Origin of the sequence: Novosphingobium sp. FSW06-99 (assembly GCF_001519065.1) — a bacterium.
Classification (GTDB): Bacteria; Pseudomonadota; Alphaproteobacteria; order Sphingomonadales; family Sphingomonadaceae; genus Novosphingobium.
In genome coordinates, this window is sequence record NZ_KQ954254.1 from 280,197 (window position 1) to 294,503 (window position 14,307).

Annotated in this window: 11 protein-coding genes; all 11 read left to right on the top strand. The window is 62.4% G+C overall.

Annotated elements, in window-relative coordinates; all coding sequences use genetic code 11:
- Window positions 1–156 precede the first annotated feature (156 nt).
- The 11 genes from AQZ49_RS08045 (at window position 157) to AQZ49_RS08095 (ending at window position 14,159) form a co-directional block, all read left to right on the top strand.
- Window positions 157–651 carry an RNA polymerase sigma factor gene (locus AQZ49_RS08045; protein ID WP_197410974.1) on the top strand — a complete coding sequence of 165 codons (495 nt, stop codon included), beginning with the start codon at window positions 157–159 and terminating at the stop codon, window positions 649–651.
- A 24-nt stretch (window positions 652–675) separates the two neighbouring features.
- Window positions 676–1,695 (top strand): FecR family protein, encoded by a 1,020-nt coding sequence (locus AQZ49_RS08050; RefSeq protein WP_067614773.1) that lies wholly within the window; start codon window positions 676–678, stop codon window positions 1,693–1,695.
- A gap of 58 nt (window positions 1,696–1,753) precedes the next feature.
- Window positions 1,754–4,006, top strand: coding sequence for a TonB-dependent receptor (locus tag AQZ49_RS08055; protein WP_231739026.1), 2,253 nt, complete (start codon window positions 1,754–1,756; stop codon window positions 4,004–4,006).
- Window positions 4,007–4,178: 172 nt separating this feature from the next.
- Window positions 4,179–8,600: an autotransporter outer membrane beta-barrel domain-containing protein gene (locus tag AQZ49_RS08060; protein ID WP_197410976.1), complete on the top strand. Its 4,422-nt coding sequence runs from the start codon at window positions 4,179–4,181 to the stop codon at window positions 8,598–8,600.
- 56 nt (window positions 8,601–8,656) lie between these two features.
- Window positions 8,657–9,802 (top strand): TIGR03032 family protein, encoded by a 1,146-nt coding sequence (locus tag AQZ49_RS08065; RefSeq protein WP_067614779.1) that lies wholly within the window; start codon window positions 8,657–8,659, stop codon window positions 9,800–9,802.
- A gap of 455 nt (window positions 9,803–10,257) precedes the next feature.
- On the top strand, window positions 10,258–11,487 hold the full coding sequence (locus AQZ49_RS08070) for a helix-turn-helix domain-containing protein (RefSeq protein WP_067614780.1): 1,230 nt from the start codon (window positions 10,258–10,260) through the stop codon (window positions 11,485–11,487).
- Window positions 11,488–11,569: 82 nt separating this feature from the next.
- Window positions 11,570–12,217, top strand: a complete 648-nt coding sequence (gene parA, locus AQZ49_RS08075; RefSeq protein ID WP_067614781.1) for a ParA family partition ATPase — start codon at window positions 11,570–11,572, stop codon at window positions 12,215–12,217.
- A 4-nt stretch (window positions 12,218–12,221) separates the two neighbouring features.
- Window positions 12,222–12,509 carry a ribbon-helix-helix domain-containing protein gene (locus AQZ49_RS08080; protein ID WP_067614782.1) on the top strand — a complete coding sequence of 96 codons (288 nt, stop codon included), beginning with the start codon at window positions 12,222–12,224 and terminating at the stop codon, window positions 12,507–12,509.
- Window positions 12,510–12,624: 115 nt separating this feature from the next.
- Window positions 12,625–12,903 (top strand): type II toxin-antitoxin system TacA family antitoxin, encoded by a 279-nt coding sequence (locus AQZ49_RS08085; protein WP_067614932.1) that lies wholly within the window; start codon window positions 12,625–12,627, stop codon window positions 12,901–12,903.
- Window positions 12,900–13,427 (top strand): acetyltransferase, encoded by a 528-nt coding sequence (locus AQZ49_RS08090; protein ID WP_067614783.1) that lies wholly within the window; start codon window positions 12,900–12,902, stop codon window positions 13,425–13,427. The genes AQZ49_RS08085 and AQZ49_RS08090 overlap by 4 nt, the downstream gene beginning before the upstream one ends.
- Before the next feature lie 99 nt (window positions 13,428–13,526).
- Window positions 13,527–14,159 (top strand): class I SAM-dependent methyltransferase, encoded by a 633-nt coding sequence (locus tag AQZ49_RS08095; RefSeq protein WP_231739028.1) that lies wholly within the window; start codon window positions 13,527–13,529, stop codon window positions 14,157–14,159.
- The last annotated feature ends 148 nt before the right edge of the window (window positions 14,160–14,307 follow it).

Below are 14,307 nucleotides of genomic sequence, written 5' to 3' on the forward strand. Positions count from 1 at the left end.
CGTGGCAGTGTCGGCGGTCGGGATCGTCGGAGGGGAAGGCGAAAAGGCAAAGCGTTGTCATCGTCGATGGTGAGTTCGGGCAGCAAACTTGCGGATTGGTCGGCGTTGGCGCCGGACAATGCCCCTGAACGGGGGGCGGGGCTGACGGCTGTGTTCATGGACAATCGCTCGCGCCTGATGATGTTCATGCGTGCGCGCTGCCGGGGCGGTTCGGTCGGCACCGAGGTGGATGACATGATGCAGGAACTGTGGCTGCGCTGTCAGACGGTCGATGTTCGCGCCATCGGCGATCCCAAATCGTACCTTTTCCGGATGGCGCACAATCTGGTCATCGATCGCGTGCGCCAGCTTGAACGCGGCCGCCATTATGAATCCGACTGGGCCTATGTGAAAGACCGCCTGGATGGCAGCGCCGATGCCGCGCTGGCCGAACGCAGCCTGATCGCGCGTGATCGTCTCAGGCACCTGGACGCAAGGCTCAATTCGGTTGGAGAACGGGCCGCGCTTATCTATCGCCAATATCGTATCGAAGGTGTGCCGCAGGCCCAGATTGCCGCAGACCTTGGCGTCAGCCTCAGCACCGTGGAAAAGGATCTGCGCAAGGCCTACGAGGCCGTCCTGGCGTTCCGGGAGGGGCCCGATGAGGAATGAGGCTTTGACAGGCGTCCTTGGGGTATGAACAGCAAGGCCAATCCGCTGGACGCGATGGTGGAGGCCCAGGCCTTGAGCTGGGTTATCCGCATGCAGCGTGCCGACTTTGCCGAATGGGATGCGTTGACCGACTGGATGGACGCGGACCCCCGGCACGCCGACAGCTTCAACAGACTGTCGTTGCAGGATGCCGAAGTGGCGTCGATGCTCGCGGTGCCGTCATTGCCTGTGCCGCCATCACCCGTGCTGGCCGAACTCCGCGAGGATACACCGCGTGCCGCTGCGCCGGCAGAGCGGAGCAGCGGGACGCGCCCGTGGATGCGTATCGCGGCGAGCATCCTGCTGCCGGTCGCGTTGGCCGGGGGGTGGCTGGCGCACACGTTCCGGTCGCATCCGGCGCCTTTGCGGGTAACGGTTTTGCAAACCGGGCCGGGCGAGCGCCGGGATATCACGCTCGCCGACGGCACGCGCGTGGCACTGGCGGGTGCCACCAGCCTTGCCGTCGATGCCGATGGCCGGCATGTGCGGCTGCTGAATGGACGGGCGATGTTCACCGTCGTGCACGATCCACACCATCCCTTTCGCGTCGATCTTGGCGATGCCACCGTCACCGATATCGGCACCGTGTTCGATCTGTACCGTTGGGGAGCCAGGGCCGATGTCGCCCTGTCGAGCGGGGCTGCCCTGTTGACGGCAGGGGGGCAGCGCATCGCGCTCCGGCCAGGCCAACGCGTGCGCATCGATGGTCATTCGGTCGGCCAGCCCCAATCATTTCCGATCGAGGATATCGGCGGCTGGCGTCGAGGCAGCCTGACCTATACCGACGCGACGCTCGCCGCGATCGTGAATGATCTGCAAGCCGCGACCGGGGCTCCCATCCGTGCCAACCAAGACGTTGCCAACCAGCATTTTGCAGGTTCGATCCAGATCAGTGGCGATGCCGAACAGACTCTGGCGGGCGTGGCGCCGTTGCTCGGTGTCTCGGTTCGCCGGGACGGTGTGGTCTGGGAACTGGTCAGTCCGGGGCAAAAGGATCGCCGTTAGCGTCCGCGCACTGCTGGTTGCCGTGATGGCCCCCGGACCGGCGTTGGCGGACCCATCGTTGCGGCTCGACCTTCCGCCAGGCCCGCTCGCCACGGCGGTCATGACGCTCGCGTCGATGGCGCACGCCAATATCGGCAGCCAGGACCCGGGCATTCTTGCCATCCCGATCCCGGCCGAACATATGTCGGGATCACTCGCCAGCATGCTCGATCGCCTGGCCAGGCAGTCGCACACGCGATTGGTCCGGTTGCCGTCGGCATGGCAATTCGTGCGCGCTGACGCACCGCGGCACGTCGCGGCGCCGAAACCCGCACCGGTCCCGGATGCACCGATCATCGTGCGCGCGTCGAAACGAAACGCCCCGTTGCGCGACGAGCCGGTCGAGGTTGTGCATCTGACGGGCCTCGAACGCGACGATTTCGGCGCGGCGCCCGACACGGGCACGCTGCTGGGCCAGGTGCCGACGCTGGTTTCGACCCATTGGGGCAACGGGCAGGACAAACTGTTTCTGCGCGGCGTTGCAGACAGCAGTTTTGCGGGGCCAAGCCCGGCGCTGGTTGGCCAGTATGTCGGTGACCAGCGTCTGACGTTCAGCGCACCCGATCCTGACTTGCGGCTCTATGATGTTGCGTCGGTCGAGATCCTGGAGGGGCCGCAGGGCACGCTCTACGGTGACGGCGCGCTGGGGGGGCTCGTTCGCATCGAGCCCAATCCGCCGGAACTTGATCGATGGCGCGGATCGGCCTGGGCCGGCGTGGCCACCACAAGCCATGGAGGGGTCGGGGGCGATGGCGGCGCCGTCGTCAATCTGCCGGTCGTCCGGGACAAACTGGGTCTGCGGCTGCTGGGGTATGACTCGCTCGACGCAGGCTATATCAACGACAGCGAGCGCGGTCTGCGCGATGTCAACGCGGCGCATACGTGGGGTGGCCGCGCCGACCTTCGGGCCAGGGTTGCGGACGGCTGGACGGTCGATGCAGGGGGTATTGTCCAGCACATCGACAATCGGGATGCCCCCTATGCCGATGTCGGCGCGCCGTTGCTGACACGATCGAGCGACGTTGCGCAACCTTCCTACAATCATATCCTTACCGCGAGCGTCGTCATTGACGGGGATGTCGCCGGGCTGAAACTGCGTTCGACATCGGGGTTTGTGCGCAATGACTTCGGGCAGAAGTTCGAAGAGCTAACCATTGCGACGAATTATCACTTTGAATCAGTAAACCAATCTTATCTCATCTCGCATGAGACCAGCCTGTCGAAATCCTCAAATTGGGGGGGATGGGTGATCGGCCTGAGCTATATTTCAGGTATAAATGATAACAATATTGGTTTGGGAATTCTGGAATCGCCGGCGCAAATAGAATTTATAAGAAATAAATCTACAGATATTACGGTATATGGTGAAATCGAGCGCAAGATATTTGGCAAACTGTCGGGTACGGTCGGCGCGCGTTACTCGATATTCTCGCTATCGGGAGAGGCGATCGATCTGCAAGCCCCCTTTCACATCCTGGTTGCACAGCCGCGCTATGCGACGAGTACCGAGCGGGCGCTTCTTCCGTCGGCCGCGCTATCCTACGCATTTGGCGGCGGCGCGACGCTGTTTGCGCGCTATGGACAGGGTTTCCGGCCGGGTGGTTTGACTGCGGGCCAGGATTTGCAGCACTTCGAAGCGGACTCGATCCATACTTTCGAATTCGGTATGCGCCGCGGCGTGGCCAAAGTTGATACGTTCGCCGTGTCTGCAACCGCGTCGACAAGCCGCTGGCGCAATGTTCAGGCGGACCTACTGAACGGGCAAGGCCTGCCCTACATTGCCAACATCGGAAACGGTCAGCTCATCAATCTGAACGCGACGCTCACCTTGCGGGTAAGGCAGGGCTGGAGCCTGGGCGCATCGGGCTTTGTGGCGCATAGCCACCTTTCACCAACCCCCGATCTCGCGGTGCAAGGGGATGCCAGCGCGTTGCCGAACGTGGTCCACGACGGCGAAACCCTGTCGCTCGATCATTGGGGCCGGTTTGCCGCAGACCGTGACTGGCGCCTTGGATTGCGGGTGCAGCATGTCGGCCATTCGATCTTTGGCGTCGGCCCTGCGCTGGCCGTTCCACAGGGCGACTATACGACGCTGGCGGCGGGCGGGTCGGTTCGCTTTGCCCCTTGCGATGTGCTGGTCGACGCCAGCAACCTGCTGGACAACCATCACAACGCGTTCGCCGCAGGAACGCCGTTGGCGGGATTGGTCCGACAGCAGATCACCCCGCTGCGTCCGCGTACGATCCGATTCGGCGTCCAGCGCGCATTTTGAATTTTTATTACGGTTTTCCGACAGCTCCCGCGTCAGCCCTACAGAAGCATAATTTAGGGGCAATAACATGGGCATTGACGGCGTTGCACAAACCGTAAGATCGCGCCTGGGCATTGATCGACTTAAGTTTGGAACGGCAATCACCGGGGCGGCGGCGCTGCTGCTGGTTCCGATGTCTGCGCAGGCTGCCACGAATTCCTCACCCTACAAGCTCTCGGCCCCGAGTGTCGCCACGCCTGGCACTCAGGACAACGTCCAGCATGACGTTCTTCCTGTCGCGGCGCCCCGCGATCTGACCGTCCGCGCAACGGCAACGCACCGGCTGGATGCGGCAGGCAATGGCGATGTGACCATCAGCGACGGCAATGTCAGCACGACCGGAAACTACGCGCCCGGCATCGCCGTGACATCGACCGGCGCCACCACCATCACTGCGGGCGCGGTGTCGACCACCGGGAACCAGTCCGACGGGATCACGGTCAGTGGTTCCGGCCCGATCAGCATTGCGGCATCGAGCGTATCCACGACCGGGAGCGGCTCCTATCGATACGGCGCGACGGGGGGGAACGGATCGTATGGCATCCGGGCGATCGGTGGAGGCGATATCGCCATCAATGTCGGAACAGTCACGACGACCGGGGCCTTTGCGGGCGGTATTCTGGCCTACTCGCCGACTGGCAATATATCGATCAATGCCGGATCGATCGACGCAACCGGCCATGGTGCGATCGGCATCTATGCAACCGGTAACGATCTGACGATCACGACGGGTTCGATTGACGCCGGCCTGGCCGGTATCAACCTTTTCGCGGTTGGTGCTGGCGCATCTGTCAACCTGACGGTGAACGGGGATATCTCGGCGACTGACAAGCTTGCGACGGGCATCAGCATCAGTTCGTACGGCGACATCACCGTGCACGATTCCGGAACCATCACAACCACCAGCACGCAGACCGGCATCATCAAAGTTGGCGGGGGCGGTGGTATCCTGCTCAATGCGGCGGGCAGCATCACCGTCGACGGTGGCACAAACGTCATCACCAATGGCGTCGGAGAACAAGGTGTCGTGGCAAACAGCCTGACCGGCGATGTTTCGCTCGACCTGGGTTCGATTACCACCCATGGGGGCGAGGCTGGCGCCATCACCGCCTCGACCGTCAACATTCAATACAATTTCCAGACCCAGACTTATACGACGACGGTCGGGGGCAACGTTTCCATCGCGGTCGACAACATCAAGACGTATGGAAGAGATTCCGGCGGCATCCTGGCTGCGGGTGCCAATGTCGACATCACCGTAAAGGGTGCGATTTCGACTTACGGAGGCTTCTCGACGGGCATCACGGCCGTCGCCTATGCCGGCGATGTTGCGATCCACAACAACGGTTCGATCACGACGACTTATGCAGGTTCGTCAGGGATCTACGCCAAGGCGACCGGCAATGTCACGATTGATGGCGGTGGCAGCATTGCCGTGGCGGGCAGCGGTGCCAGCGGTATCGTCGCGCTGTCCACCGGCGGTGGCGCGATCAGCATTACGACGGGCGACATCGCCACCAGCGGGAACGGGATCTACGCGGAGTCGATCGCCGGGAATGGCTATCAGACCAGCGGCATTACAATTTCGACGGGGAATGTGACGACCCTCGAAAGCGGCCACGACGCCACCGGTATTTTTGCCACCAACAAAAATCGATACGGCAACGTTGCCATCGACACCGGAAATGTCACCACACGAGGAGACTATGCGTCCGCGATTGTCGCCCTCGCGGTCGATGGGAACATCAGCATCAATACCGGCGATGTCACCACACGCGGTCTGGGCGCCTTCGGTATCCTGACAGAGGCTGGTTCCGTCGACATCGCCGCCGGAACGGTCTCGACATCAGGCGACGATGCACCCGCTATCTTTGCCTTCGCGGGGCTGACCCCGTCAAGCACGGGGCATATCACGATTACCGGCAACGCCGTCTCGACCCAGGGCAACGGTTCGGAAGCCATCTATGCCCGGTCCGAGCAGGGCGATCTGACCATCAACGTCGGCACGGTTACCACCCAGGGACGCGGCTCGGTGGGGGTTTACGCCTATTCGTCGGGCACGACCCAGGTCTCGATAAACGCTCTCTCGACAGCAGGCGATGCCGCGAGCGGCCTTGTTGCCGTCTCTGCGGGTGATGCAACCAACAGTGTCATCGTCAACGCCGGCACCGTTTCGACAACCGGCACGAAGTCGAACGGCATCGCCGCCGTGGCGAAGAATGCCCAGGTGGACATCAATGCCGGAACGGTGACCACATCGGGCGTCAATGCGGCCGCCATCGTTGGCTATTCGCAATTCGGCACGGCCACGGTCAAGGCGGGCACGGTTGCGACCACCGGCATGAACGCGTTCGGCATCTATGCAAACGGTGGTTCGGGAGCCACTATCGTGGGTGACACCATCACGACCAGCGGCGATGTTTCCAATGCGGTGGTGGTGCGCTCGGGCGGCTATGGCCTGAGCGGCGATGCTTCGGTCACCGTCGGCTCGGTCACCACCAACGGCAAGCAGAGCGCCGGCATCGACGCTCTCGTGCTAGGTATCGGCGCAACCGGCACCTCATCGCTGACCATCGATGCGGGATCGATCACGACCAACGGGATCGACAGCCCCGGCATCAGCGCTTTCGACAATTACGGCGCGATCAACATCACCACATCGGCGATCACGACCAAGGGCGCAGAATCCGTCGGCATCATCGCCGTCGGCGGGCAGGACATCACGATCAACGCCGGCAGCATTTCCACGCTGGCGACATCGATCTATGCGCAAGGCAGCGGTGATGGCACGATCGCAATCAACGTGGCGGGCAAAGTCCAGTCCACCGGCTACAGCGCGATCGTCGCGATAAACCAGGCCGGTTCCACCGCGATCTCTGTCGGTGCGGGTGGCAGCGTGATCGGCGCGGGCGACGGCATTCAGGTGCAGAGCGGTGGTGGCAATGTGACGATCACCAACGCCGGTACGATCGCGGGCGGTGCGGGCTATGCCATCGATGTTTCGGGCATCGTCAATTACACGCCAGCGGGTGCCGGTGCCCCCGCCGGTTCGCCCAACCCGGAAACGATCACCGGTGACCCGGCGACCACGATCACCAACACCGGTACGATTGTGGGCGCGGTCAGGTTGTTGGGCAGCAGTGCCACGCTGACCAACAGCGGGTTGTTCGTGGCGACCAAGGACAGCACCTTCGGCACGGGCAACGGTGTGTTCGTCAACACCGGCACCGTCGGGCTCGCTTCGGCGACCAAGCCCGCCGCGATCAGCTTTCTGGGGCTCGGGAAATTCACCAACAGCGGGATCATCGATCTGCGCAATGGCGTCGCGGGGGATACGCTGACGCTGACCGGCAACTATGTCGGGTCGGGCAACGCCGAACTCGGCCTCGATGTCGGCGCCAACGGCGTTGCCGACAAACTGGTGGTGGCCGGCGTCGCGTCGGGCACCACGCGCATCGTGCTCAACACGACCCCGGCCACCGCCACGCTGCTGCCAACGCCCGTCACGGTCGTCCAGGCAGGGGCCGGTACGGCGGCCAATGCCTTTACCCTTGCCGGAGGCGATGTCGGGTTCGTCAGCTATGGCCTGTCGTTCAACGGAGCCTCGGACAGTTTTCAGTTGACGACAGCGGCGGGGTCGTCGGTGCATCGCCTGACCAAGGCCAACCAGGGCGCACAGGCGATCTTTGGCCAATCGGCCGATGCGTGGTCGAGCCACCTCGCCGAATTGCGTGACGGCGACCAGTCGGGCAAGGCCGCGTGGGGCCAGATGTATGGCCAGATCGACCACAGCCACGATCATCAGGGTGGCTATGATCTGGGCTATAGCCAGGATTACTTTGGCTTCCAGACCGGCGTCGATCTTGCGCACAAGCAGGCCGGCAACGGCACCCGCGTGCTGTTTGGCGTCACCGCTGGCTATCTGTCGAGCGATCTCAACCTGACTGCGGGTGCCGAACGCCTGCGCTATGATACGTTCAATCTGGGCGCTTATGCAAACCTGCGGGCCGGGGCGCTGTTCGTGAACCTGCTCGGGCAGTACGACCACTATCGCACCAATGCCGACAACAAGCTTGAACATTGGGCCGACAGCTTCAACGGCAATGGCTATGGCGGGCAGGCCGAATTTGGCGCCCGCTTCGGCTCCGGCACAGTGTCGGTGGAACCGATCGCGACCTTGGCCTGGCAAAGGACCGACCTGGGCACGCTTCAGGCCTTCGGACAAAGCCTCGATTTCGGGCATGATTCGGCGGCAACGGGAACGATCGGCGGCCGGTTCAGCGACACGCTGTCGCTCAAGGGCGGGGCGCAGGCAGTCGTCTATGCCAAGGCATCCTATGTCCACGAATTCGGGGGCAAGGGCGACGTGCTGTTCCAAAGCGGCGGCACCAGCCAGGATGTCGCGGGCAGCCGGATCGGCGATTACGGCAAGCTTGCGGTCGGCGTGGATATCCTCAGCTCCGACCGGGTCTCGGGCTTTATCGAGGCCGATGGCGATGTCGGCAGCGGGCTCAGGGGCGGCGGTGGCCGCGCGGGTCTGCGCATCAAGCTCTGACCGTCCAGCCGGGCGGGGCCTCACCGCCCCGCCCGGCCTATTTCATGCGAGATTTCATGACCAACGACCTCAACACGCCCGGCTATACACCGGCCAACGAACCCACCACCGGCAAACCTTTCGCGCCCGGCGAAGGACCGGCCAGGGCCGCGCCCGGAACCACCAATATTTCCGTCTCGCGCGGGTTGAGCGGCTGGCTGCGCAGCCATCGGCTAAGCCTTGCGTTCAGTTCCTACCAGACCGGGCAACTGTTTCTTGTCGGCAACCATCCCAACGGCACGCTGTCGTTCAACCAGCAGAACTTCACGCGCGCGATGGGCCTGTGCTGGATGCCGGGGCGGCTCTATGTCGGATCGCTGTTCCAGGTGTGGCGGCTGGAAAACATGCTGCGCCCCGGCGAAATCGGCAACCAGGCGTTCGACGCGGTGCTGGTGCCGCGCAACGCGCAGACCACCGGTGATGTCGACCTCCACGAAGTCGGCATCGACCGCGACGGCAACGTCATTTTCGTCAACACCAAATATAGCTGTCTGTGCACGCTGGACCTGACGCACAGTTTTCGCCCGATCTGGAAACCGGCATTCATTTCAAATCTGGCGCCCGAAGACCGCTGCCATCTCAACGGACTGGCGATGGTGGACGGTCAGCCGCGCTATGTGACGGCGGTCAGCCGGTCCGACGTGCTGTCGGGCTGGCGCGACCGGCGCCACGAAGGCGGCGTGCTGATCGATGTGCAAACCGACCGCATCGTCACCGACAGACTGTCGATGCCGCACAGTCCGTGTGTGGCGGGCGACCAGCTCTATGTGCTCGACAGCGGCCGTGGCCGCATCGTCCGCGTCGATCCCGCCACCGGCGACAAGACCGACATTGCCTTTTGTCCCGGTTTCCTGCGCGGGCTGGCCATTCACGACGGCCACGCGATCGTCACCGTGTCAAAACCGCGCAACGGCACGTTCGAAGGCCTGCTGCTCGACGGCGAACTGAAATCGCGCGATGCCGACCCCTGGTGCGGGGTGATGATCATCAACCTGGCCAATGGCGACATCGTCGAATGGATCAGGCTGGAAGGCCACATTGTCGAACTGTTCGACGTGGCCGCAATGCCCGGTGTGGTCTGCCCGATGGCGCTGGGGCCGGAAACCACCGAGATCCACAACGCAATCCGGTTCGATCCGATCATGCCGCCCATCGCGGCCTGACCCGGCCATATCGCCTCGTAAAATCGATCCCCTGCATGGGGCCCCCATAAGATCCCGTCATTCGTCGGGATTTTATGGTGGGCGCGGCAGGGTTTGAACCTGCGACCCCACCCGTGTGAAGGGGATTGGCGTTCTCGCGTAACCACTTTGTATTTACGCGATAAAATCAAACCCCGAAATTGTCCGTGTACGCGATTTGTACGAAGGCTTCTCGTGTACCGGCTAGCCGTGTCCACGAGAACCTCGCCTGCGAGCGGCATAGCCCAGAGCGCCAGACAAGTCTTGGCAAAATATGGCTGGTCAGATGGCGGGCGGTGGCCACCACCCGGCCAACGAAAAACCGCTGGAAGGGCGGCAACCCTTCGCAGCGGCTCATTGAATAGCTGTGGGGCTATTGCGGAATCTTATCGCTGCGGGGACTCGCGCGCAAGAGCCATTTTGGCGGGAGTGGTGTTATGAGCACCACCCTTGCCCACAGGGGGCTGCCCCCTGGCGTGACCCGCTTCGATATGTTGCGGCTGTTCGAGCAAGTGGCGCGACCAGGCTTCCGCTTGTCCTCTTCAGCGGTCGCACTGGTCCGGCACTATGTACTGAAGACGATGGACGGCGACTACCTGACCGGCCGCATTTGCGCGGTCTGGACGCAGGCTTGTCGCTTTGCCGAGGCCTTGGGTTTGACCCCACGCTCCATCAATTCCGCCGAGCGAGAATTGGAGCAGGCAGGCTTCATCGTCCGCAACGCCGGTATCAATGGCGAGCGTGGAGGCGACCGCCAAGATGGTGCAATCGTCTGGGCCGCTGGAATCAACCTTGCGCCACTCGTTGACCGGTTCGCCGAGATGCAGGCCAAGGCAAAAGCTTTGGATCTTCAAGCCCGAGCCATCCAGCGATGCCGTGCCGAAATCCGCCAGTTGGGACAGCGCATCCGCGAAGCGGACGACGATGATTTGCGCGAGAGGGCGGAGACGGTCCTGCCAGATGGTCGGACTGCGCGGATCAACAGCATCGACCGCCTGATCGCCATTCGCGAGGCCTTGTCCGCCATGCTCGCCGCCATCGAATCCGTGCCCGACTCCGAGGCCCGTGCACTGAAAACTTCCGACGCGCCGGAAGAAAACTGCGCACCCAATATACAGAACAAAAAACCATCACGAAAACGTACCGCGCCCCCGCCCGAGCGCGATCCGCTGGATCGCATCAGACCGGCGACCGCGCTCAGCGTGGCAACGGACGGGTATCGCAGCTTGGTCGAGGCTCTGGGCGGCCCGACATGGCCCAACCTCATCGAGGCATCGTGGCGAAGTTGTGGGCGCCTTGGCATCGCACAGGGCACTTGGGGTCGGGCTTGCCAGCAATTTGGGCGAGAGCGGGCTGCGCTCAGTGTGCTGCTCATCGACCGGAACTTCGAATTGCCGGCCGGCCATCGCTATCGCGTGCTCTCGCCCGGCCGATGTTTGGCAGGGATGACGCGGCGGGCGAGGGCAGCGAGCATCAATCTTGCCGGCCTGTTTCGGGCCACGGAGCGGGAGGCTCAGCAAGCGACACGGTGTGGCGAAATGCCTCTGGAAACTTCGCCGCCGCCCGAGTTGCCCCTCGGACCAATGACAGATCTCACGGCAAGGCTGATGGCGTCGTTTGAAAAGCGCGTGATCGTCGAAGAGCACCACGGGCGCACGGCCGGGTAAGCCGGTCTCCGGCTTCACTCATCCACAATCGCACAATCGCACATTCCCACTCGTCCACATGTGAACATGTGAAGGATCAAGCATGACCACGATCGCCATTGTGAGCCAGAAAGGCGGCTCTGGAAAAACCACGTTGTCGGTGAATCTAGCGGCCGCTGCCGAAGCATCGGGCGCGGTTGCACTCATCATCGATACCGATCCGCAAGCTACGGCAACCCAATGGGGCGCATGGCGCTCCGACAAGGCACCCGAGGTGATCGACAGTGCCCCGCCGCGCATTCAGGCGAAGGTTGATGCCGCAAAAGGCCAAGGTGCCACTTTCATTGTCATCGACACCCCACCCCATGCCGACAGCGCGGCCAGCAGGGCGGTAGAAGTCGCCGACCTTGTATTGATCCCCTGCCGCCCGAGTGCCTTTGATCTGGCCGCGATCAAAACGACCGTCAGTCTGGTTCGGCTTTACGACAAGCCAGCGTTTGTTGTGTTCACCGCCGGGCCGCCAAATGCACCGAGGATGTACGAGGAAGCGTCCGAACTTGTCCGGGAATTCGGCATCGCGCCTTGTCCGCACATGCTGCCGGATCGCGCTGTCTATCGCCATGCCAGCGCAGCGGGCGCCTCGGTTCTTGAGTTCGAGCCTGACGGGAAGGCCGTGGCCGAAATCACTGCCGTCCACATGTGGGCAATCGCACATGTGAACATGTCCACCGTCGCGGTTGAGGGGGTGTGAAGCGATGAGCCGCTTTGCCAATCTGGCCGACAAGCCCAAGGGTGCCATTCCGGGGAATCCCTCCGTGGGAACCGCCAATGCAGGTCAGCCGCCAATCGCGCCATCGGTCGCTGCAACGCCGACACCGCCAAGTCGCATTGGCCGCAAGGCCATCGCTGCCTACTTCTCGCCCGAGATGTCACTCGCCATGCATGTATGTGCGCGAAAACACGGCCTCTCGCTCCAAGCCCTGATGACTGAGGCTTTCGATGACATTCTGCGCAAGTATGGCGAGAGTCCGATCGGCGGGTGATAGCCTATCGGATGATCGGCCCACACCATCGAGTTGTACGCATTGAATGTGCATGCAGCTTGAAAATCTGCCTTGATTGATGTACGCAATAAATGAGTACAAAGAGGAAACCGTGATGCCCCGTGTTGCAGTCCAGGATAGCCAGCGCATGAATCTGCGGGTCAAGCCAGATCAGAAAGCCAGGCTGCTGCGCGCGGCAAGCCTGCGTAACACGGATCTGACTGACTTCGTCCTGCGGCTGGCACTCCGTGAGGCAGATGCAGTGATCGAAGAGGCCGAGCGTGTCGATCTGTCCAGTCGTGACTATTCCCGCGTCATGGACTTGCTGGAAAATCCACCGGCTCCGAATGACAAGCTGCGATCGGCAGCGGCAGCATTGCCCCGAACAGTATGAGCCTGGTTGAATGGCACGAAGAGCCGATCGGGAAGTCTCACGATCGGAAGGCTTTCGATTGTGGTGATGCCGCACTCAACGTGTTCCTGCAAAAGCACGCGCGCCAAAATCATGAGGCGGGCAGTTCGAAGACTTTCTGCGCGATTGATGATTTCAATCCCAGGCGGGTGCTCGGGTTCTACACGCTCGCACCTGTCTCGATCGGCCTTCGCGGCCTGCCACCGTCCTTGGCCAAGGATCTGCCGCAGCACGATGTTGGCGGCTACCTGCTTGCCCGGATCGCTACAACTATGAGTGTGCAAGGACAGGGTCTCGGTGGTCAGCTTTTGCTTGCCGCTGGCAAACGATGTCTGCGTGTGGCGGCCGAAGCGGGCGGCGTTGTGCTCGTGATCGATGCCAAGAATGAGCGGGCAGCCACCTGGTATGAGGGCTACGGCGCGGTGCGTTTGGAAGATATGCCCATGAAACTGGTGCTTCCGCTCGCGACGATACGGCGCGCGCTTGTAGAGACTGGCAAGTTCTGATCGACAGCTCAGTCTGGTTGGGGTCACTGCCAAATGTCGATCTGCAGGCGGACCGCGCACGCTTTTTGGTTTGGCCGGGGAAGAGGAAAAGAGAAAGCCGTGATCGGGTCATTCTATGAGCGGCATATCCTGCCGCATGTCATTGGTTGCGCCTGTGGGTCTCGCCCGATCCGGCGGCAACGGGCAAAGATCGTGCCCCAGGCGACGGGTCGCGTGCTTGAACTCGGCATTGGGGGTGGCCTGAACCTGGCCTTTTATGACCCTGCCAAGGTCGAGAGCGTCACTGGCGTCGATCCCTCGGCAGAACTGCGCAAGGTCGCGCTTGGTGCGCCGCGCCCGGATGGGCTGAACGTCACTATTCTGTCAGGCGAAGCAGAGAGCCTGCCGTTCGATGATGCGACCTTTGACACGATCACGTGCACCTTTACGCTTTGCTCTGTCCGATCGCCACAGGCCGCGCTCGGTGAAGCGCGCCGGGTTCTCAAGCCCGGCGGGACTTTGCTGTTTTCCGAGCACGGGCTTTCGCCGGATGTTCGGACTCAACGTTGGCAGATGCGACTGGAGCCGCTGTGGCTGCCTCTTGCGGGGGGCTGCCACTTGACGCGGCCAGTCTCCGCATCGATCGAAGCCGCCGGCTTCGTCATCGATCATCTCGAGACCATGTACCTGCCCAAAACGCCCAGCGTGCTCGGTTGGTGCGAATGGGGCGCTGCCCAGCCCACCAGACGATAACGCCTTCGATCGGCACGAACAGGGTTGGCCACTTGCGAACTGTGCCACGCAACATACGCCCGGGTTATCCAGACGGGTGTACGGATTTGATCACTATCAATTTGTCATAATCACTATTTGGTAATATGATGATGCGATGTTTTGCCTT